Below are 22147 nucleotides of genomic sequence, written 5' to 3' on the forward strand. Positions count from 1 at the left end.
TCTTTAAGATTTGATGATACTTGTTCATTTTTAATTCGATTTTTGATTGATTATATTTGCACCTCTCACATCATAAATTAAAATAGCAAAGCCAGCATTAGAAGACTTATGTCCTCCAACGCTGGCTTTGGTGCTAAATTAATTAAGATGTGAGAGTTTTTTTAATGTTGGAGTACTATTTATTAGTTCCTATGCTCCTTTGGAATCTCTAAAATTAAAAGCTACTTATCAGCTAGTTTATCTATCGTATCCTGTTTTTTTGCACTCCCTGAACTACTCCCAAAATAATATCCAATTACACCGCTTAGGGCTGCAACAATGGCGATTAGTATCTGTGGGTTTTCTTTACCTAAAAAAGTGGAAACAAAAAAATAAGTAAAGCTCATCATTACTATGACTATTGCAATAATTGGTTTGATTTTATCTGATAATTTTTTCATTATTGAACATTTGTTATAACTCCATTTACAACTGTAACGGTTTTGCCATCATTAGTCAAGAAAGTGGCTATGACAGGGGAAAGGATCACATCGCCTTGGTTACTCGCAGACTGCCCGTTAACAGTCATCGGCAACGTTCCTCCTTGATCAGGTAAACTAATAATTCTAAAAGCAGTTGGGTTAATTGTGAATATAGCTCCAAAACCGTTTTTATTAAACCCTAAATTAGTATCAGTAATATAGACCGAATTATTAGAAGTCAAACTTGATGCGTAGATGTAACCTGGACTGACGTAATATCCATAATTATTAGAATTTTGACCACTAATGCCATTATATCCTACATTAGAAAAATTCAATCCTTCCTCAAATTGAATTGTTTGATTAGTTGCATATCCTGCTATCAAGACATCTTGAATTTTTGGAGCGGGCACAGTTACAGTAACGTGCCCATTAACAGGCAAAACTCCATTCACTGCTTTAACTGAATTATCGGCTACTTTTTTCACTACCTTGTCCGACCCAATTACTAAATGCTGATCGCTATCTAAGCCTATTGGGACGTTATTCAATTGTAATTTTTTTGTAATTACTTGTTTTGACATAGTTATATTTATTTACGTTATTTTTTTTATTCTGACTAAAATTTTTTTAAGTCGGTAACTCAAATACATTACTAACAACTATTCCCTCAGGATCTGTGAATCTTAAATATTGGTTATATTCAATACCCACGATCATTAGCTGATATGGTTGTATATTACTTGGCTCTTTAACTAAGCCTGTATATCCCGCTGGAGGATTCCCGAAGTAAACACTTTGATTAATTGGATTAATTATTGAGCCATTTTGGTCTTCTAATATTGAAAAATCAGGGTCTGAAGATCTTTGAATTTGAAAATAATCACCATACATCTGATTATTTTGATTGTAATACAATATTTTACTACCTCTAGAATCTTCAATGGCTTCAATAGAATAAATAGGTTGTTCAACAATAGTAAATGGTTCAGAATCATTGAACTCTCCAGTCGGGTCTTTTAAAACTATAATTTCACCCGGTCTAAGCCGAATAAAATCTCCTTCAGTGCTGAAAAGTGCATAATCATAATTGATTGTTTCTGGTCCAGAAATACCCATTAATGCAATGGGATGTCCTTCCTCTATAATTCTGTCTACAACTTCTTGTCTAAGAGTATAACTTGTAAAGCCATTTGCAAAAGATGTAATTGATCCTATTCTTTCTAATCGTTGATAGCTTGCAAACAACAAAGGATCACCACCATAATACGTTCCAGCATTCAAAAAATCGCCTTCAACAAAACCTATAACCGTGTCGTCAGGTTCTAAGAAATTATTGCCGGACTCATTACCAGGATTCTTAAAAACAAGCAACTGACCCGATTCATAAACTGTCTTGGGAGGCAGTTGATCCAATATTTGATCCAATCCTTCGACCTCTTTCACAGGCACTTTGTCGTTTTTGTGCCTGAACGAATCCCAAGTGTCCCAAAACTGAGTTTGACTGGGTTTTAGACCGGTTTTAAACCAGTCTTTTATAGTACTTAATGTTTGTAATGCCATATTTGTTTATTTTTTAAATTGTTTTTCATTTTTGTAAGTACTCTTTTCTGTGGGCGTACCCATTAGAATCTCCATAGCGTTCTGTTTGGCGACCTAAATTAATGGCATCACTAACAGCGTCTAAATCATCTAGGTCAGCATATTTGTTTAAGTCGTTTTCGTTCCAAAATAAAATGGCGCAAATCATTGCGTTTGCCTCAACAAGAATTAAATCAGGATTAGAAACGAAATCAATTCCAGTCTTGACTTTTAAAAACTCGTAACCGTTACGGAATGTGTTTTGCAAAAAGCCACCACCACGAAATTTAAAACCGTCTCCAGATGCTTGGTCGCCATTGCCTCCACGATTAGCATATACATAGTTTGCGCAATGCTGGGGGTTGTGTAAAAAAGAACGAATAAACGAGTCTGTTTTATTCTTAAATGGTGTTTTGAAAGTACTTCTAAGCCTGTCCACAGATGTAAAAAATAAATTTTCTCGCCTTGCAACTAAACCGCTCTCGTGTTCTAATTGCGCTATAAAATTTGCAGTTCTTAGAGGCGTGTTAATTTTATTCTTATCTAAAAGCGATTTATATTTTAAATGAAGATTCATGGCTTTTTGTTTTTAACCATCAATATCCATCGATGAATAGTGAAGCCGACGGTAATCAAGAACGCCGTAACTTTCATCCATTTTTTCGGCTTCTGAAAACTGAACAGTTAAGCAAAAAATGCCCATAGACGACACTTTTAAATCAATAAGATATTGATGGTTCATTGGGTTGTTTTAAAGGTTATTTTGAAAGTTTTTTGGCGTTGTATTTACTGGTAAAGAAATACCCGTAAATAAGGGCTCCAAGTCCTTCGACAAATTTTATTTGCAGCGCCGAAAGCCCGAAACCGTTTAGGATGTCAAATGTGTGCTCCAATGTAAAAGCCACAATCATCCCTATTAAAATCCAGTATTTTTTGATGAAGTTTTTCATTGTTCTTTTTTTACTTTAGAATCCAAATCTTTCTAACTGGCCATTTTAATGTAGCTGAAAGTTGTAACTACAAGATATACGCCTGTAGCTTGTGCATAGATATATGCAGTAGCTTTGTCGCTTTGATTCGCTGAAGTATAGCCATATAAATTGCTCGACGTTTGTCCAGTAAAGAAATATGATAAAGTTCCAAGCCTTGTGTTGTCATTAGGAATGGCCTGCGAATCTTTCATAAGACCTGGAGGTAAGGAAATATAAATTGCATGATTTTGATTGTTTAAATCTATAATAATTTCAAAATTCACTGTAACCGTTACAACATTACCAACTACAGTGTAAATTGCCGAGATTGAACCATATTCAGATATTGACCCATATCCGCCAGCCCATGATATTGTCGGGGTATATTGACCAGACGAATTTGAATTACCCCCTCCAAAAGCACTCCTAGGCATAAATTTCATAATTTTATCGGCGCCAAGAACCAACACGCTATCGGCAGCGGTTCCTTTACCAACCGAGGTTAATTTTAAGGGTTTCGCAATAAGTTGAGGAGCCTGCGCATTCGCCATTATCCCAATGGCTAAAATGCATACTATAAGTAGTTTTTTCATTTTTTTATAAAATATTTTCAGGAAATAACACCGCAGTAAATAAGGGCAAATTGTAAATTTCTCTAGTAGTATTGTCCGTAATTTGAACATACAAAACAAGGCAGTAATCAGATTTTCTAAAGTCGGTATAAAAAGAAAAAGTGGTCTGTTTTCCATTATAATTCATAAACACATCCTTGTCAATATCAATATTCAAGAATACATCATTTTCTTGTTTTATCAAGTCTATCGTGAAGTCATTCAAATCTGGAAAATTCTCAAATAAAGAGGGATCATAAGTTAGTGCTACTAGTTCCTCTTCTGTATTAGGATCCAACAAAATCACTCTTTGTGCATCTTCAACGGTACCCAAATGGCTTTCATATATTATTTTTTGCGCTACATCTCGATAAACGTATGAACTCACTAGCACCTCATTGTTAGCCATAATCAAACTTCGCTGGGTATTTTTGTAATAAAAAGCAAAAGCGGTGGGCAAAACCTCTGGTTGTATGTAACTAGTCAATAGCATTGGATCACCACCATAATAGGTTCTTGCATTCAAAAACGCTCCCCCTACATACCCAATTACGGTATCATTAGGTTCAAGTATAGTAGTATCTAATCCGTTATCAGGGTGTTTTAACAGAAACAACTGTCCCGATTTATAAATTGCCTTCGGAGACAATTGACACGATACTTCATCCATCCCCTCAACCATAGCGACGGCTACTTTTTCGTCTTTGTCCCTGAACGAATCCCAAGTGCCCCAAAACTGATTTTGAGTAGATTTAAAACTGATCTCAAACCAGTTCTTTACAGTACTTAATTTTTGTAATGCCATATTTTGTTTGCTTTAAGTTACAGACCCCATATCCACTCAATTCTTTGATTCTTGAAACAATGATGAATTTGAATAAATGTTATAATGACACTATTAGAACAAAACTGGTACCAAATAGTAGCATAAAAACCTACAAAACTTCCTTACTGTTTAAAAAAATAATATTTTTTTAACCCTATTTAACTTTTAAAAAATAAATGTAGAATGTTAAAAATAAAACAGAGAAACATAATGAATACAAAACAAACACTTGTGTATACAGTAGTTTCAACAGAAATTAGTTTACTAAAAATCAAACCATTATTGCAATAATTCAAAGCCCATAGATATAATCGCTGCTTTTACTATTTAAACACTGTTTAACAAATATTTAAACCTTAGTACTTCTCATTTTGGCAAATTAAATTACAAAACGACCATGACCCAAACCCAGAACCTACATTATACTTGCCTATCTTTACGAATAACCTACATCGCATGACAAAATGAACTTAATGAATTAAAAATAAGACCACAGAGATACCTTTCCCATACTTAACCCTCAAAATCCATCGATAAATAGTGTCACAAAAAAATCCTTACAAGACACTTGTGAATCGATAAGACATTGAAGGTTCATTGGGTTGTTTTAAAGGTTATTTTGAAAGTTTTTTGGCGTTGTATTTACTGGTAAAGAAATACCCGTAAATAAGCGCTCCAAGTCCTTCGACAAGTTTTATTTGCAGCGCCGAAAGCCCGAAACCGTTGAGAATGTCAAATGTGTACTCCAAAGTAAAAGCCACAATCATCCCTATTAAAATCCAGTATTTTTTGATGAAGTTTTTCATGTTTTAAATATTATTGAATACTAGTTATTATACCATTTGTTACGGTGACTGTCTTGCCATCATTGGTGGTAAAAGTTGTCGAAATTGGGCTGACTTCTATATTACCATTAACATCCGCATAATTTCCATTTAATGAAATTGGGATTGTTTTACTCTGAAATCCTGAAGCAGGTTTGGGAAACAATAGTTCAATAGCTCTGTCATTATTATTCGGCCATTCAGCATCGCCTGATTGTTGAAAATATATTTTATCTTCTGATAAAGTTGACTGCGCCCATCGCCCCTCATTGCGAGGGCTACTATACTTATAGTATTGAAAACCTCTATCTGGATAAATAAAACAGTAGGCCGTAAATGGATTATCTGAATAACTCGCCCCATTTGTAGAATAGCTTGAACCAGCATTAATCACATATGGATTATTTATATCTCCTGATCCACTTATAGTTACATTATAACCAGCTGCAATATGAACTGATGAATCACCTCCAAAACTACTCCTTGGCACAAATTTTACAATTCCATCGGTTCCACGAACAAGAAAATTGTCTGTCTCAGAGCCTGAAGGCACGTTATTTAATTGTAGCTTTTTTGTAATAACTTGGTTTGTCTGTGCATTCGTCATCATCCCAATGACTAACAAGCATATTATAATTATTTTTTTCATATTGATTATTTTCTTTTTAATGTTTTATCTTGTTTTCGCTAATTCTGGCACTATATATTCTTCTGAATCGTTCAAACCGCCAATAGTATCTGTTAATTTAATAATGGTACCTGGAGTTAATTCAAGCCAGGTTACCCATGCTTGAGGGTAGGTTCCACTAGGCCATGCACTCGAAAAATCGAGTTCGCCTGGTTTTTTATACATAATATAAACTCCGTTATAGGAGCCACAGCTGTATGCCCTTTGCAATACTTCATCATTAAGTTCATAAGTAATTATGTCACCATTGTATTGATCGTATGAATTGAAGGCTATAATTCGCCCTACTTGATTATTGGATTGAGTATAACTACTCAACAACATCGGGTCGCCACCATAATAAGTTCCTGAATTCAAAAATTCTCCTTCTACATGTCCTATTACGGTATCGTTGGGCTCAAGTATAGTCGAATCTAATACGTTATCGGGGTTTTTAAAAATAAGCAACTGACCCGTTTTATAAATTGTCTTGGGAGGCAGTTGATCCAATAATTGATCGATCCCGTCTACTTCTCCCACAGGCACTTTTTCGTTTTTGTGTCTGAACGAATCCCAAGTATCCCAAAACTGAGTTTGAGTGGGTTTTTGACCGGTTGTAAACCAGTTCTTAATGGTAGTTAATGTTTGTAATGCCATATTTTGTTTGTTTTTAAATTATAGTAATAAGGTTTAGATTGTGATTTCATTCCACACTTTGTTTTTTCAAACAAAGGTGAATTTGCTTTAGATTCCATAATGATTGTTATAGAGCGGAACTTGATTTTATAAAAGCCTGTTTAAATAATGGCTTCATAAAAACGAAAGCTACTCTTGTCAGGTTTTTTTAGCTTTTCTCTGATGCCTATCGATAATAAAAAATGCATAGGGGCTATTGTTTTTAAGGTGATTACTATATAATGTAGTATGTAATTTTAGAAAAAATGCAGGAGAAACAACAAATTAAGAGTGCCCGCCAATTCCGTTTTTGAGGGTGTAAAAGTAGCACAGGAGCATACAAAAAGAACAAAAAAAGGCCCTGTGAATTCAGTAGTTTCAGCAAAAACAAAACCTACTGAAACTACTGAATACAAGCAGTTTGAAATACAAAAAAAGACAAACTTTGACATTACTTTTACACCCAGAAAAACACCTAGCGATGAGTAAAAATGTAATTCATAATTTCAATCTTTCAATACAAAATAGTGCTGATATAAAAAGCGCTGAACATTTAACCAATGTCTTCATAAAAGAGTTGGCCAAAGTCTCTAAAGGAATGAGCCAACAAAAAGATATTGTACAAATATGGCAGGAACTACAACTGCACAATACTATTACAAACGATCTTAATTCCCCAACCGAAGGAGGCGCCATCGATAACACTGCTGCAACAATCGAAAAAACAGCACTATCCACAGGCACTACTCCTTCGGCTAATGGGGATTCTATCAAAAATAATACTACTAGCTCAACAGTAGCTGTTGGCCAAGTAAAAAATGCAACTTCAAGTCTTCCAGACGGAGGAGGCGTTACTGATACCACTGATAAAACGGCAATGCGTTCTCTCACATCAGACAACACTACTCCTCCGATTTCGGAAGTCGAAAACGACACGACAAACAAAGGGATCACTAGTATCGCTCCGCAACCTTATGCTAATGTAGGCACTCAAGAAAGTGTTCGTTTGCCGCAACACTTAAAAGAAAACAATCTAGGACCTACTATCGATGAGGTGAAAAAAGGGGTGCAAACCCAATTAAATAACGCCATAAAAAATAACGATACAGAAGCCATAAAGTATTGGTCCGATGTATTAGATAAATTAGAAAAAGGCGCTTCTATTGCTGATTACAAAAATGATCCACGCTTTAATTTAATGTACAACGAATTGAAACCTCTTGGAGGTGAAATAGCAACCTTTTATTGGGACAACATTCGATTAAAAATGATTGCTGCCATAGAATCCAAAATTTTGAATGACCAAATTAGTATTGGGTCTAAAAATTACTGGAACACTATTTTAAAAGAATTAAAAAATGAACAAGTCAATATTGCCAACCTTTTTGAGCAATACGACGAATTATTTTTATTACTAAGAGAAGTAGAAGGCTTAACCCAATTGCCCAACAGCATAACATTTTTCACCAAAACTAAAGTATATCCAAATTTGAGTCCAGATAAAATGTATGCCAATTTAGGTGCTCAAAATGTTTATGCTTTCTTAAAGGAATTAAGTGCGAAAGATAATATAGGAGCTGGTGTAAACAAAGATGCGGTATTTATTAAAAACACATCGGCTAAAACCTTTATACTAGGCGAAAGTTTAGAATTTGGCTTAAACGAAATGTTAGTAAATCAAAAAAAGTTTGCCAAAGAGAACATCAATTGGGTGGTTTACTTGAACAACAAAAAAGAAAAAACTTTTGTAAACGAAGGCCCTAATTTTAGTTATAATTTTGAAAAATTAGGGAACTATATCATTGAAGCTTATGGAGAAAAAGCAGACGCTATTAAAGATAAAAAACATTCTGCTTATGTTGATATCAACATCATAAAACCAGAAATTGAAATTATTGCCCCTACTAATTTTAGTGCTGGCTATGCCCGACCATTTACAGAGGCAAAACAATTTGCAGTAAAACTAAAAGCAAATAAAGCTGCTAAACCAAAAAATCCTTTACAATTATTTTATCAAATTGAATATAAAGCAAAAGATGAATTTGTTTCTATTTCGGAAGTTAAACCATTGTCTGAAAATGGTTTATTTAATATATCGTTACCAAAATTAGGCAATTATACTGTTATTGTTACAAGTAACGGTCAGTATCCGATTAATGGAAAAGTTGATTTTAAAGTAAAAGAAAATTATGTTAAAAAAATAAGCATAACTAAAAACTTTAGGAAAGATAACATTTATTTAAAGTTAGAAAAATTACAACAAGTAGAATGTAAGGCCACTGAATTTTTATTTAATCCAGCCACTACAGAAGAAATGAATAACGTAAAATGGGTGTTGTATAATGAAAAAGAACTTCAAGCATTTAACAAAGAGAATCCTATGCCAAAACAACCTTTTGCAAAAGGAACAAAAGCCACATTTAATTTGCCTTTAACAGAAGGCAAATATTGGGTTGAAGCCTACAGCAACACCCGCGAAGGCAAAAAATCAACTTCATCACAAGAAATACAAGTGGTACATCCAACAGTCACTGAAGCCAATTGGACAGATGCCAGCGGCACGCCTAAAACTACATCTGGTTTTATAGGCGAAATCAACTATGTTAAAGCTACCGTTCCTAATTTTTGCAACGAAGAGGTTAGAATATATTTTCATGTAAAAGCACACAAAGACAGTACTTACTGCAAAAACAGATATTTTATAACTACTAAAACTGATAGTGAAGGAAAAATAAATACTGCAGTTAGTTTTTCAAAAGAAATGAAAGCTAAGTTAGGAATTTCAAATTGGAATGTTAACCTGAAATTTGCACTTGTAGGCATAGTTGATAATCAATTATATGCTTTTAAAGGAATTAGCTATCCCGTATCAAATGCAGAGTTAAAAGTAACCACCAAAAAAGAAATTTTAGACTTGTATTTTGAATATGAGGGCAAGCGATTGGTGCCAACAGATAGAGTACCTTACAATAGCAAAACACCTACTAAAATAAAAATGGTAGCTCATACTAGAAATATGATAGGCGAAAAAATTAAATTCACTGTCCATGCCTTAAAAGACGATTCTATACTTGAAAATTTGAGCGAATCCGCAATTAAAGCAAATGGTATTGCTGAATTAAGCTTTCAAAAAAAGGCACCAGCCCACTTGAAAAAAGACGACACCGAAACCTATTATGCAGGTGTAGAGGGCTTTTCTACTAAACATTTTAAGGATAAAACGCTGGTGTTTCAGGTAGGTGCGAAGTTTGAGCTTATTGATAAAGAAATTGATTTGATAAAATTTTTGATGGACAATGATAAAACTTTATCTAATACATTTAAAAAGAGTTATACTCCAAAAGATGCTGAGGATGCATTATTTCTTTTATATAAGCATTTTGGAGTGGAAATTTCTAAAGCTGTTGAGATGATATTTAGAAGTGAAACTGGGCATTTTACATCTGATCAATATATACTTTCAGGTACAGGTGGAATGGAGTCCTTTGGCAGACCTCCTTATTATGGTTGGTATGAGACTTTCTTTACTAAATATCCTAAATTTAAACCACTTGGAATAACTTCCTTATATGAAGGAGAGGGTATAAGTAAAAAAGGAGGTAACGCTCAAATTAAAAATAGACCTAAAGAGTTTGTTGTTATGCCTTCTGTATTAGCTGCAATGTTATTTTTAGTTGATTTTATAATTAGGCATGATGGAAACTGGGCGCGTTGGCATTCTATAAAAAAAGAAAAACAAGAAGCATATAGAAAATCAATGATAGGTGTTATTCCAAGATTTGTGAGGTCTTTTGATAAAAAAGAAGTTTCAAAGAATAGAATTAATAATGACAAAGGAAAAGTAAAATTACATTTTGAAGGAACAACTGCCATTGAGAGTTCTTTATCAGAAAAAACAAAAAAGATTATAGTAGAAGTTGGAAAAGCCAGTAAAAATTATAATATTTATATTACCAGTACAGCAAGATCTACATATGACCAAGCTAGAATTATGTATGAAAATTGTTCAAAAAACAATGGAGTAAATACACAAAAAAATATATATAAAGATCCAGGCGATAAAGTTATTGATGTATATGCAAATGGTATAAAAAATAAATTATCTAAATCTGAAATAATTAAATTAATGGAAAATAAAATTAAAGAGTTGGGACCTTCAACTGTTTCAAAACATATTGCAGATTATAATTTTATTAATACATTTGACATTTCTTATTCAAAATTGTCAAATAAAGAAAGTTTTTATTCTGAAATTTTAAAAAGAAAAGAATTAGAAAAAATTATGATTGAAAACAATTGTTATCATTTACAAATTATTCAGTAGATTTTTTTAATCTGAATCACAAAAGAATTATGAGATATTTTTTATTCCAATTTATTATTGTTTTTTTATTTGTTAGTTGTAAAAAAGTTGAGAATTCAACTCAAGATATTAATCCAGCAAATAAAGATGAAATTCTAAATTCCAAAATAGATACTTTAAAAATATTAGATGAAAATTCAATAATTATTTGGTCACCAAATAAAGAGGAAATAAATGTTTTAAAAACCGAAAAAGGTGAGGATTTTTATATTATTGCAGACGATGTGAATAGTTATATTGCTAATATATCCGAAGAATTAAAACTAAGAAAAATAAAATATATTGATACAGATGCACACATCATTTGTTTTAAAAATAAAAATATTTTTTTAGATAAGAGTAATTTTAAAAATAAATGGAACATAGTGTATATATCCAATAATAAAATAAAAGTTGATTCTCCAATAGATTTTAACGCAAATAATCTCACTTCGAATTTTTATTCAAATGAATCTAATTATGATGAGAATCGCTGTGTATATTTTGTAGGAAAAATTGTTAAAAAAGGAAAATGGCAATCAAACTATCCAAATATTAAAGAAGCAGGATATGATTTTTTTATTGATAAAGCAACAAAGAAAGAGATTTTAGTAAAGGTCACTTCAAAAGATAAAGACGACCCAATAGTTATTTGGTTGCGAATAGATTTAGAAAAGAATTTATTAAAAGATATAACAAAAGATGATGTTGAACCAACTTTTATAGAAAATATTGATGAAGATTTGTTAGTTGAATTTAAAAGTAGTTGTTTAAAGTATTGTTTGGATTGATTTTTTAGTTATCATAAATATTTATTCCTCTTGAGGAGAATTATTTATTGGGATAAAATTATTACAATCCCTTTATTATAAAATGGGAAGTAATACAACAATAGGAGTGATGTGAGTTTTTTGGGGTAATCAACCATACGTGGTTCTTTTTTGAGTTACCCACAAACTATAAAAGGCGTGAAGATTACCAATAGGTGTAATCTTCACGCCTTTTATTTTTCGAGTTTGTGACCACGGCAGGGTTCGAACCTGCAACCCTCAGAGTCGAAATCTGATATTCTATCCAGTTGAACTACGCAGTCAATAGTTATAAAATTAAATTTTAAAATTCCAAACTCAAAAAAAATGGAATTTGGAATTAAAAAAAATTAAAATTAAGACAATAATTTTTTCACAATTGTTGAAATTGTTTTACCGTCTGCTTTTCCAGCTAATACAGCAGATGCCAATCCCATTACTTTACCCATAGCTGCCATTCCTGATGCATCGCTATCAGCAATGATTTTAGCTACCACAGCTTTTACTTCAGCTTCACTTAATTGTGCAGGCAAAAATTGTTCGATAACAGCCGCTTGTAACAACTCTGGTTTTATAGGCGAAATCAACTATGTTAAACCCAGAATCTGCATTAGACTTCATAGCGAAACTGAATTATTCAATAAAAGCAAGAGCTCACGGACTATTTTTGAAGAAGGAATACTTTTGTATTTTGAATTTAAAAATGGGAGTAAGTTCTTGGTTTTGAAGAAGAAATTCATTCACTGAACTCCGCTAAAAATATAAAAATGGTGAAGTAATTTAGTTGGAGTAGATTTCTAATGCGGAATCTGGGTTAAAGCTACTGTTCCTAATTTTTGCAACGAAGAGGTAAGAATATATTTTCATGTAAAAGCACACAAAGACAGTACTTACTACAAAAACAGATATTTTATAACTACTAAAACCGATGGTGAAGGAAAAATAAATACAGCAGTTAGTTTTTCAAAAGAAATGAAAGTTAAGTTAGGAATTTCAAATTGGAATGTTAACCTGAAATTTGCACTTGTTAAAAAGTCATCTGTTACAAAAATGGAAGAGAATTTAAAATCTAATAAACTTGTAATAAACCAAAAGAAAATTCTACTAGATAAAACTCAAGAAAAAATGTTTTCTGTTGAAGATAAATGGATTAAAAATGAGATATCTAAAGACACATATGATAGATGGTATAACACTTATAATACCGAAGTCACATCTTGCAAAGATTCTATCACTCGTCTAAGCCATGTGGATAAACATGTATTTACAATTTTAAAAAAAAACTTGGATTTACTTGTTGATTTAAAATCATTATATAATCGAGCTACTATTACCCAAAAGAGAGAATTTGTAAAAATGGTGTTCGACAGCAACTTATACTATCAGGATGGTATCTATCGAACACCTACAATGATCGATTTGTTGTCTCGTAATCACCTGTTAATGAAGGAAAAAGGTTTGCTTTTGTACAATAAAAAAAGGGATGATTTTTCAATCATCCCATCCAGTGGAGTCGCCGGGAATCGAACCCGGGTCCAAACAAGCAATTCATACACTTTCTACGCGCTTATTTCCTGATTGAATTTTAGACGCAGTGCTAGGCCAGAAACAGCCACACTTTGCTTAGCTACTTTAGTTTCGAAAATTGCCCGTAGCTTACAAAATTCTAGGTTTTAATTTACGATTCCCCTGTTTCGAACGCTAAAAACCAGAGCTTTCGAGGAGAATCCTGCTTTCCTACCTGGTAGGACGAGGCTAATCTTACTATAATTCGGATTATGCAGCAAGAGCGTAGTTTCCTTCGCCGTGTAAATGTTTTGAAACCTTTTATTAACGAGAATTGTCCCAGTTCTCGACGTGCTTATGTATCAATTCGACTCGCTGTCAAAACCAGTCGACCCCTTTTTTAATTAGGTTGCAAATGTACAACTAATTTCAGCCTTTAAAGCAAAAATCATTCCTAAATTTATTCATCTCCAATCTTAAACGGATAATCCCCAAAAAGAACGGCCAACTTCCTAACATTATAGGTTTTTCTTGTGAATTTATTAGACAATGCAATAATTGTAACGCCTTCCTCTTTTAATGTTATATAAGATGAGGTATTACCATGCCACCAACCATTGTGAAAATAAAAGTTTTGTCCCGTATCCCAGTTGATCATTCTAATCCCAAGACCGTAATTTTTTGTTCCTTTTCTCTCGTTGCTGTATCCCACGTAGACTTCTTTTAATAATGAAGGATTTAAAAATTGAGAACTACTTCGGGCACGGTCAAATTTTAATAAATCTCTAGGAGTTGAGTATATGTTTTTATCGCCATAAACAGCATCTAAATAATCTTTACCTATTTCAACCTTATTTCCTTTATAAGACGTTACTGCTTTATTTTTGTCTTTCTCGTAATCAAAAACATAAGTGTTTTTCATACCAAGAGGTTCAAATATAATCGCTGCCATAGCATCTTTATATGCTTTCTTGGTTACTTTTTCTATTATTAAAGCAAGAATGGCGTAATTAGTATTGCAGTAACTAAACCGTGTATCTGTTTTATTTTCTAATTCGATATTTTTAGTGGCAAGTAAAGTCAGAATATCTTGATTTGTTAAAATATTTTTTCTGTCCCAAACACTTTTATCTCTATCTGTAAAATAGGCATAGTTACGCATTCCGCTGCGGTGGTTAAGCAGCGTTCTTATAGTTACATCAGGATATGGAAATTCTGTTAAGAGCGTATTTACCTTTTGGTCTAATGTAATTCTTTTAGCATTCACTAATTTTAAGATAGCAGTTGCCGTAATCACTTTACTCACTGAGGCTATATGTAATGGAGTGTTAGCATTTATTAATGATTTATCACTAAAGTTGGAAAAACCTTCGTACTTCTCAAAAATGATTTGGCCATTTTTAGCCACCAAAAAACTTCCATTAGCAGTGTTATTAGGCCAGTTTTTTTTGTAAAATGAATCTATTTGTGCTTTTTTTTGGTTTACATATAGTGCCTCCAGTGGTGGTTCTTTTTGCAATAAAGGTTTCATTATAGGCAAAGTAGTTTTAGGAAGTTGATCATCTCTAAGTTCTATTTTCTTTTTCTCCTTTTCGCAAGAGCTTAAAATGAATAGGAGCAGTATAATATGTAGTATATTTGTTTTTTTTGGAAATTTCATCAGAAGTGGCTTTAAAGGCAAATATATAGAAATGAAGGCTTTTAAGAAGCACTTATTTTAGACCTTAACACAATTTTATAAGCCTTTCGGAGCAGGGATAATCGTTAGTAAATTGTTATTCAACCTATAGTAAAATCTTTGGGCAATCCTTTTTTTCAAAAAAAAGAGAATTTTAAGATACTTTTGTTATATTTGTAACAAATACATATCATAAAGTTATATAAATTTAATTATAAGTTATTTAAATCATGAATTTCGGAATTATAAAAGAAAGAAAAAACCCTGTAGATCGTAGAGTTATTTTTTCGCCAAATGCCATTAAACAAATTTTGACACAGTTTGAAGGTGTTTCGGTGCAGGTTGAAGCATCAGATTGTAGGGTTTTTTCGGATTCACAATATGAAAATTTAGGAATACCAGTTACAGAGGGTCTGAGTGATTGTGATTTCTTATTTGGGGTTAAAGAAGTTCCTGTTGAAAATTTAATTTCAAACAAGTCCTATTTCTTTTTTTCTCATACCATAAAAAAGCAACCCTACAACAGAAAGTTACTTCAAGCCGTTTTAGAAAAAAATATTGACTTATATGATTATGAAACCATTGTGGATGAATCAAATAAAAGGCTTATTGGTTTTGGTAGATATGCAGGAATTGTAGGCGCTTACAACAGTATAAGAGCATTTGGACTTAAATTTGAACTTTTTAAATTGCCCAAGGCTGAAACACTATCCGGTAAAGAAGCTTTAATTTTACAACTCAAAAGAGTAGTGCTACCACCTATTAAGTTTGTTGTTACAGGAACCGGTAAAGTAGGAAATGGGATCAAAGAGGTCTTAGATGCTATCAAAGTTAAAGAAATTTCAGTTGAGAATTATTTAACAAAAAATTACACCCAACCTGTTTACACCCAAATTGATGTATTAGATTATAATATTAGAAAAGATAAATCTACAAACGATTTTAATGATTTTTATCAAAATCCACAACTTTATGAGTCCAATTTTGAGCGTTTTACAAAAGTTTCGGATATTTATATTGCAGGTCACTTTCATGGAAATGATGCGCCAGTAATATTGTCTCGAGCTATGTTGCAATCAAATGAATGTAAAATAAAAATTGTTGGGGATGTATCTTGTGATGTAAATGGTCCTGTTGCTTGTACTCTTAGAGCATCAACTATTGAGGATCCATTGTACGGTTATTTACCTAGTGAGGATAGAGAGGTTGATTTTTTTCATCCTGCTGCAGTTGTAGTTATGGCAGTTGACAATTTACCATGTGAATTACCTAAAGATGCTAGTGAAGGGTTTGGCGAAATGTTTATAAGTCAAGTAATTCCTGCTTTTTTTAATCAAGATAAAGATGGGATTTTACTAAGATCTAAAATTACCGAAAACGGAAAGTTAACAAAACGATTTAGTTACTTACAAGATTTTGTAGATGGTAAATAATTTTTTAATCAAATAAAGATGAAAAACACTTAATTATTTTTTAAAGCAACAATATATAATTCATTTGTAAATAGAAAAAAAAACACAAGATATTGGAGAGCAAAATCAATATTTACACGATAATCAAAAAAAAATAAGCAAATCATAAATTCAAACTCTAAGTAAATATTTATCAATAGAAAAAAAATAAAAAAATAAAAAAAATATTTCTGGTATTGTTTTTGAAAATGAATTAAATAATCTAATTTGCTACACTTAATATAGTGTTAAATGTTAAAATTTGATATTTTAATAATTTTATTAACCAAATACCGTACAGATTTCATGAAAAAGAACTTTACTTTAGTATTAATTTTATCCTTCATTTTTGCTGGATATGCCCAAAAAGAACAAATCAAAGAGGCACAACTACAGTTTAAAAACGGTAATTCTCAAGGAGCATTATCTATTTTAAAAAAATCGCAATATTTAATAAATAACGCTATTGCCGATGATAAATCAGAGTTTTATAAACTAAAAGCTGAAATTTATAAGAGTTTAGCGGATCAAAAAATTGAACCAGCTGCAAACCTTTCTGCTGCAGTAGCGACCTATAAGGAATTGATTGAGGAGGAAGACCGTATTGAAACCTATAAATACTCTGTAAAAGCCCGCGAAGCGATTAAGTTAATTAAAGATCAGGTTGAAGGTAGTGCTATTGCTGATTTAAAAGTAAACAACTATAGTGAAGGAGCAAAAAAAATGTATTCCTTGTATGAGATAGACAAAAAAGATACGCTTAACTTATATCTTTCGACTTCTTATTTTATGAAGGTAAATGATTATGAATCTGCCTTACGTAATTATAAAGAGTTAAATAAACTCAATTATACGGGTAGAGTTATGGAATATTATGCTGTTAATAAAAAGTCTAAAGTTGAAGAATTGTATTTATCAGTAGCCGATAGAGACTCAAATGTAAAAGCAGGAATAGCAGAAAATCCTAGAAATCTGATGGCCTACTCTAAGAAAAGTGAAATTCTATTAAATATGGGTTATATTTATAGAGAAAAAAAAGATTTAGTTGCAGCCGAAAACTGTTACAAGCAGCTCATTACTTATGATCCTAAATCAGTTGATGGGTATTTAGAACTTGCATATTTAAGTTTAGACAAGAAAAAAGTAATAAGCGAGCAAATGAGTGTATTAGGGACTTCAAAAGAAGAAATGCTTGCATATGATAATTTAAAAATTAAAATGGATGATATTGTAAAAGGCGCTATAAAGTATCTAGAAAAAGCTAATGCCTTACAGCCTAGTGATAAAACAGTTTCTGATTTACTATTAAAATTATACCGATCTATGGATTTGATTGCAGAATATAATGCCTTAAAAGCTAAAACAAATTAATAAATTCTAACTAAATTTATAACCCTGTAAACTACTTTACAGGGTTTTTTGTATTAGACCATATCAGTAGGTTTTACCCAATTATCAAAATCTTCTGGTGTGACATATCCAAGGCGCACTGCTTCGTATTTTAAAGTGGTACCATTTTTATGTGCAGTTTGAGCAATTTCTGCTGATTTGTAATATCCTATTTTAGGGTTCAAGGCAGTGACTAACATTAATGAGTTGTCCAGTAGCTCTTTAATTCTAGTATGATTAGGTTCAATTCCTTGGGCACAATGAAGATCAAATGACAAGCATGCATCACCAAGAAGTCTAGCTGATTGTAAAAAATTTGATGCAATGAGCGGTTTAAATACATTTAATTCATAATGTCCTTGCATTCCACCCACAGTAATTGCAACATCATTTCCTATTACTTGTGCGCATACCATGGTCAATGCTTCACATTGCGTTGGATTTATTTTGCCAGGCATTATGGATGATCCAGGTTCATTTTCAGGAATGAAGATTTCATTAATTCCAGATCTTGGTCCAGAGGAGAGCATGCGGATATCATTTACAATTTTATTTAGAGAAACGGCCAATTGTTTTAAAGCCCCATGACTCTCAATAATAGCATCATGAGCAGCTAAGGCTTCAAATTTATTTTCGGCAGTAATAAAAGGGTGTCCGGTAAACTCAGCAATGTAATGAGCAACTTTCACGGCATATCCTTTTGGAGTGTTCAAACCTGTTCCTACAGCAGTCCCTCCGAGAGCTATTTCAGATAAATGCGGTAGCGAATTTTTTAAAGCTTTCAAACCATAATTTAATTGAGCTACATATCCTGATATTTCCTGTCCTAGTGTTATAGGCGTTGCATCCATCATGTGAGTACGGCCTATTTTTACAATAGTATTAAATTCGATAGCTTTTGTATGTAACGTATCTCTTAATTTTTCAATGCTAGGGATGGTAACTTCAGTTAGAACTTTATATCCAGCAATATGCATTGCTGTGGGAAAAGTATCATTAGAGGATTGAGATTTATTAACGTCATCGTTTGCATTAATAAATTGATTTATACCTATTTTTAAACCTTTAATAAACTGCACTCTATTTGCAATTACTTCATTTACATTCATGTTGCTTTGAGTTCCTGACCCAGTTTGCCAAATGACTAATGGAAATTGATCATCAAGCTTTCCCTCCAAAATTTCATTACAAACCATTGCAATACAATCTCGTTTTTCTTCTGTTAGAATTTTTAAATCACAATTGGTGTATGCGGCTGCTTTTTTTAAGTACGCAAAACCATATATGATCTCTTTTGGCATAGAGGCTGCCTCTCCAATTTTGAAGTTATTTCTAGAACGTTCTGTTTGGGCTCCCCAATATTTATCTATTGGTACACGTACTTCGCCTAATGTATCTTTTTCTATTCTATACTTCATTTTAAATGGCTTTATTAATGGATGGAAATGGTTGCTCTTTCATATTATTTTTTTGGAATTACGATTTGCTCTACAGATTTTCGTAATTCTGTAATTTAAGAATAATTATTATTATGACAAGGACATACTTAGTTTTTGTGTTTTTTTATTGCTACCAAAAATAATTAGAGTTATATTTGTACCTACATTCAAAATTCCGGAAAACATGTTTGAATTTTCACAGTATTTAGGCTTTTTACTTTTCTTAACCATCCTAACAATGGGATTTTGGTTAATGTTTTTTCTAGTTGGTTTCGTATCCTATTGGGTAGGTGGAGCAAGTTGGGAAGCATACAAAGAGAAGAAAGCAAAAAAGAAGCAAGAACAATCTGTTTAAGCTTTTTAGTTTTATAAAAGAACTCATTTTTATGAGTTCTTTTTTTTTTTGTTATAATGCATAAAAAAAGGACTCATGAAAATGAGTCCTTTTTTTTATCCTTGATAATCTCCTTCGTTATCATTTTGCATTTTACGAGTTGGTTTTTCTCTTTCGTTTTTAGGTTTGTTGAAGCGATAGGTAAATGATACGTTTATCTGTCTTACTCTCCACTGCATTTCACCATAAGAATTTGCAAATTGAGGTAGGTAAGTTTCCATGATTCTTTTTCTAGAATTAAAAACATCGCTTACGTTAAATGAAAGTGTTCCTTTATCTTTCATTATATCTTTACTAAAAGCTAAGTTTGCTGCAAATACTCCTAAGCTTTTTCCTTGTGCATTTGCTTGAGGACCATTATATGTTGCATTTGTTTGCCAATCAATTTTGTAAGGTAAAGTTATTTTTGAGGTAATTCTAGTGAACCAAGAAGTAGCAATATTATTAAAATCTTGTGTTACTTTTTCGTTTCTAAAATTAGTATACTCATATATTCCTTGAGTTTCATTTCTAAAGAAATTAAAATTACCATTCAATTTCCACCATTTGTATGGAGAATAATTAAGTGTAAATTCAAAACCTGCTCTGTATTCTGTGGCTAAATTAATAGGTGAGCTAACAGTAATAGGTATTCCATTTACGAAGTCTCCTGATTCTCTTCTAGCAAATTGAAACACATCAGTTGTTTTATTTACGTACAAAGAAGTATTGAAGGTTAATTTTTCCCATCTTCTAATGTATCCAAAATCTAGTGCATCAGTAAATGCCGGATCTAAATCTGGATTACCTACAAAAATGTTAATGTTGCTTGATAAGTTGCTAAACGGATTTAACAAACGTCCTCTTGGCCTTTGTATTCTTCGGCTATAACTTACTGATGCACTACTTGCATCTGATAATTCGTAGGTAAAGAAAGCGCTTGGGAAAAAGTTGTTGTACTTTTTAGTGTTAAAGTCGTTTGTAGCTAGTTGATTGATGTTGATGTTTGAATCTTCAAAACGCAATCCAAAAAGAGCTGAAAATTTATTTACTTTGACACCATATTGTGTGTATAAAGCATTTACTTTCTCTTTGTATTCTAATTTGTTTGTAAAATTGTTATTTACTACACCATCATTATCAACTCTGTAATCAGTAAGTAATTCTGAGAAATCGCCACGATATCCAGCTTCAAATTGACTTGATTTGCCAAAAGGAAGTACATAATCTAATTGTAATAAATTTCGATTTTGAGATTGATTATTAAGTGTATTATCGAATTTTGTTCTATTAGAGTTGGTTGCAGTATCAGTAATTAACGCATCATTAAACTCATCACTTGTAGAAAAGGAACCATCAAGAGTTAATTTGTGTCCGTCTTTTTTGAATTTCTTTGTATAGTTTGTTGCAAATTCAACATTTTCACTATCGCTGTTTTCTAGGTTGATACGTGTTCTTCTGTAATCAAAACTACGATCAGCTCTAATATAATCTTGAAAAACGTTGTCAATATTGTTTCCGTTACTTTTTCTGTAATTAAAGCTGTTTGTCCATGTAGCAGTTTCAGAAACAAACCATTCCATACCAAAATTACTATTATAGCCTTTATTGAATCTATCATTTTCACGAGATTCATTTACAGAATTAGTAATTTCATTATTATCATTTAAATAATCAGTATTGGTAAAAGCGTTTCCAGGATTACTACGATCATTATAACCTTGAGTAGTAAAAAGATTAAAGTTTTTTGATTTGTAGTTTAAGGTACCACTCAATCCATAATTTTCAGGATAACCAGTAGACGCAATTATAGTTCCGTTTAATCCTTGGTTTTTTCCTTTTTTAAGAATAATGTTTAGTAAACCTCCACCGCCTTCGGCATCATATCTAGCTGATGGATTGGTAATAACTTCTACTTTTTCAATTGCATCAGCTGGAATTAATCGTAATGCTTCAGATATGTTAATAGCATTTGAAGGTCTACCGTCAATTAAAACTCTTACGTTGTCATTTCCTCGTAAACTTACATTTCCTTCAACATCTACTGATACTGACGGTATGTTATCTAATACATCGCTTACGGTTCCACCTTTAACCATAAGGTCACTTCCAACGTTGTAAACTTTTTTGTCTAATTTGATTTCAACGGTAGTTTTCTCAGCTCTTACAATTACTTCATTTAATTGTGCCGCATCTTCTTCTAAGCCTATAACTCCAAGATTAGTACTTTTTGTTAAGTTTTTTTGTTTGATGTCATTTCCTTTAAAAGAGATAAACTCAATTTTGATATCATACGTACCTGGTTTCACTTCAACATCAAAATCTCCAGTTGCATTACTAATTCCACCTGCTACGGGTTTTGGATTATTTGGTAATGAAAAAGTGATGGTTGCATACTCTAGCGGTTGTTTGCTTATTTTTTCGATAACTTTTCCAGTTATTTTAATTTTAGGAACACCTCCACCTGGTTGTGCAAATCCTACTATTGCTATTAAAAAAAAGGCAAGAATTAAAAAAGGTTTAATTAATTTCATTATTTATTAC

General features: G+C 32.2%; 20 protein-coding genes, 1 tRNA gene, 1 other RNA gene and 1 pseudogene. 6 read left to right on the forward strand and 17 right to left on the reverse strand.

Annotated elements, in window-relative coordinates; genetic code table 11:
• Nucleotides 1-221: 221 nt before the first annotated feature.
• The 11 genes from IQ05_RS13310 to IQ05_RS13355 form a co-directional block, all read right to left on the reverse strand.
• Entirely contained in the window at nt 222-440 is a 219-nt protein-coding gene (locus IQ05_RS13310; protein ID WP_144893747.1) for a hypothetical protein, read from the reverse strand.
• A complete protein-coding gene (locus IQ05_RS13315; protein ID WP_144893749.1) occupies nt 440-1045 on the reverse strand; it encodes a hypothetical protein in 606 nt (201 codons plus the stop codon). The genes IQ05_RS13310 and IQ05_RS13315 overlap by 1 nt, the downstream gene beginning before the upstream one ends.
• Nucleotides 1046-1091: 46 nt before the next feature.
• Entirely contained in the window at nt 1092-2024 is a 933-nt protein-coding gene (locus IQ05_RS13320) for a hypothetical protein (RefSeq protein ID WP_144893751.1), read from the reverse strand.
• A gap of 25 nt (nt 2025-2049) precedes the next feature.
• Nucleotides 2050-2619, reverse strand: coding sequence for a glycoside hydrolase family 19 protein (locus tag IQ05_RS13325; RefSeq protein WP_144893753.1), 570 nt, complete (start codon nt 2617-2619; stop codon nt 2050-2052).
• 12 nt (nt 2620-2631) lie between these two features.
• Complete coding sequence (locus IQ05_RS15380) at nt 2632-2784, reverse strand: hypothetical protein (RefSeq protein WP_158634594.1); 153 nt, start codon at nt 2782-2784, stop codon at nt 2632-2634.
• Nucleotides 2785-2800: 16 nt separating this feature from the next.
• A complete protein-coding gene (locus tag IQ05_RS13330; protein ID WP_144893759.1) occupies nt 2801-2992 on the reverse strand; it encodes a hypothetical protein in 192 nt (63 codons plus the stop codon).
• 32 nt (nt 2993-3024) lie between these two features.
• Complete coding sequence (locus tag IQ05_RS13335; protein ID WP_144893761.1) at nt 3025-3606, reverse strand: hypothetical protein; 582 nt, start codon at nt 3604-3606, stop codon at nt 3025-3027.
• A 4-nt stretch (nt 3607-3610) separates the two neighbouring features.
• The gene (locus IQ05_RS13340) at nt 3611-4429 is read right to left on the reverse strand and encodes a hypothetical protein (RefSeq protein ID WP_144893763.1); all 819 of its coding nucleotides are present in this window, start codon (nt 4427-4429) and stop codon (nt 3611-3613) included.
• A 635-nt stretch (nt 4430-5064) separates the two neighbouring features.
• The gene (locus IQ05_RS13345) at nt 5065-5256 is read right to left on the reverse strand and encodes a hypothetical protein (RefSeq protein ID WP_144893765.1); all 192 of its coding nucleotides are present in this window, start codon (nt 5254-5256) and stop codon (nt 5065-5067) included.
• A 10-nt stretch (nt 5257-5266) separates the two neighbouring features.
• On the reverse strand, nt 5267-5884 hold the full coding sequence (locus IQ05_RS13350; protein WP_208653371.1) for a hypothetical protein: 618 nt from the start codon (nt 5882-5884) through the stop codon (nt 5267-5269).
• A gap of 63 nt (nt 5885-5947) precedes the next feature.
• Nucleotides 5948-6598: a hypothetical protein gene (locus IQ05_RS13355; protein WP_144893769.1), complete on the reverse strand. Its 651-nt coding sequence runs from the start codon at nt 6596-6598 to the stop codon at nt 5948-5950.
• Nucleotides 6599-6979: 381 nt separating this feature from the next.
• Between IQ05_RS13355 and IQ05_RS15575 the strand changes: the two genes are divergently transcribed.
• Genes IQ05_RS15575 through IQ05_RS13365 form a run of 3 tightly spaced genes read left to right on the forward strand, consistent with a single transcriptional unit; the run spans nt 6980 to nt 11749 of the window.
• Complete coding sequence (locus IQ05_RS15575; protein ID WP_262711540.1) at nt 6980-7105, forward strand: hypothetical protein; 126 nt, start codon at nt 6980-6982, stop codon at nt 7103-7105.
• The gene (locus tag IQ05_RS13360) at nt 7098-10940 is read left to right on the forward strand and encodes a hypothetical protein (protein ID WP_144893771.1); all 3843 of its coding nucleotides are present in this window, start codon (nt 7098-7100) and stop codon (nt 10938-10940) included. Before IQ05_RS15575 ends, IQ05_RS13360 begins: the two co-directional genes overlap by 8 nt.
• 29 nt (nt 10941-10969) lie before the next feature.
• Nucleotides 10970-11749, forward strand: a complete 780-nt coding sequence (locus IQ05_RS13365) for a hypothetical protein (protein WP_144893773.1) — start codon at nt 10970-10972, stop codon at nt 11747-11749.
• 228 nt (nt 11750-11977) lie between these two features.
• Here the strand turns inward: IQ05_RS13365 and IQ05_RS13370 are convergent.
• From IQ05_RS13370 to IQ05_RS13385, 4 genes and pseudogenes are all read right to left on the reverse strand, one after another.
• Nucleotides 11978-12051, reverse strand: a tRNA-Arg gene (locus tag IQ05_RS13370).
• A 72-nt stretch (nt 12052-12123) separates the two neighbouring features.
• Nucleotides 12124-12339 (reverse strand): annotated as a pseudogene (locus tag IQ05_RS13375) (GatB/YqeY domain-containing protein); the annotation flags it as partial.
• A 933-nt stretch (nt 12340-13272) separates the two neighbouring features.
• Nucleotides 13273-13669: a transfer-messenger RNA gene (gene ssrA / locus IQ05_RS13380) on the reverse strand.
• Between the two features lie 64 nt (nt 13670-13733).
• Nucleotides 13734-14933 carry a serine hydrolase domain-containing protein gene (locus IQ05_RS13385; RefSeq protein WP_144893777.1) on the reverse strand — a complete coding sequence of 400 codons (1200 nt, stop codon included), beginning with the start codon at nt 14931-14933 and terminating at the stop codon, nt 13734-13736.
• Nucleotides 14934-15181: 248 nt separating this feature from the next.
• Between IQ05_RS13385 and IQ05_RS13390 the strand changes: the two genes are divergently transcribed.
• Both IQ05_RS13390 and IQ05_RS13395 read left to right on the forward strand, forming a co-directional pair.
• On the forward strand, nt 15182-16384 hold the full coding sequence (locus tag IQ05_RS13390) for an NAD(P)-dependent oxidoreductase (RefSeq protein ID WP_144893779.1): 1203 nt from the start codon (nt 15182-15184) through the stop codon (nt 16382-16384).
• Between the two features lie 324 nt (nt 16385-16708).
• Nucleotides 16709-17773 carry a hypothetical protein gene (locus tag IQ05_RS13395; protein WP_144893781.1) on the forward strand — a complete coding sequence of 355 codons (1065 nt, stop codon included), beginning with the start codon at nt 16709-16711 and terminating at the stop codon, nt 17771-17773.
• Nucleotides 17774-17826: 53 nt separating this feature from the next.
• Here IQ05_RS13395 and fumC read toward each other — a convergent pair whose 3' ends face one another.
• Nucleotides 17827-19209 carry a class II fumarate hydratase gene (gene fumC / locus IQ05_RS13400; RefSeq protein WP_144893783.1) on the reverse strand — a complete coding sequence of 461 codons (1383 nt, stop codon included), beginning with the start codon at nt 19207-19209 and terminating at the stop codon, nt 17827-17829.
• Between the two features lie 205 nt (nt 19210-19414).
• Between fumC and IQ05_RS15425 the strand changes: the two genes are divergently transcribed.
• On the forward strand, nt 19415-19585 hold the full coding sequence (locus tag IQ05_RS15425; RefSeq protein WP_086453821.1) for a hypothetical protein: 171 nt from the start codon (nt 19415-19417) through the stop codon (nt 19583-19585).
• A 95-nt stretch (nt 19586-19680) separates the two neighbouring features.
• Here IQ05_RS15425 and IQ05_RS13405 read toward each other — a convergent pair whose 3' ends face one another.
• Nucleotides 19681-22137: a TonB-dependent receptor domain-containing protein gene (locus IQ05_RS13405; protein WP_144893785.1), complete on the reverse strand. Its 2457-nt coding sequence runs from the start codon at nt 22135-22137 to the stop codon at nt 19681-19683.
• Between the last annotated feature and the right edge of the window lie 10 nt (nt 22138-22147).

Source organism: Flavobacterium tiangeerense (genome assembly GCF_007830355.1).
In the GTDB taxonomy this organism is placed as follows: Bacteria; Bacteroidota; Bacteroidia; order Flavobacteriales; family Flavobacteriaceae; genus Flavobacterium; species Flavobacterium tiangeerense.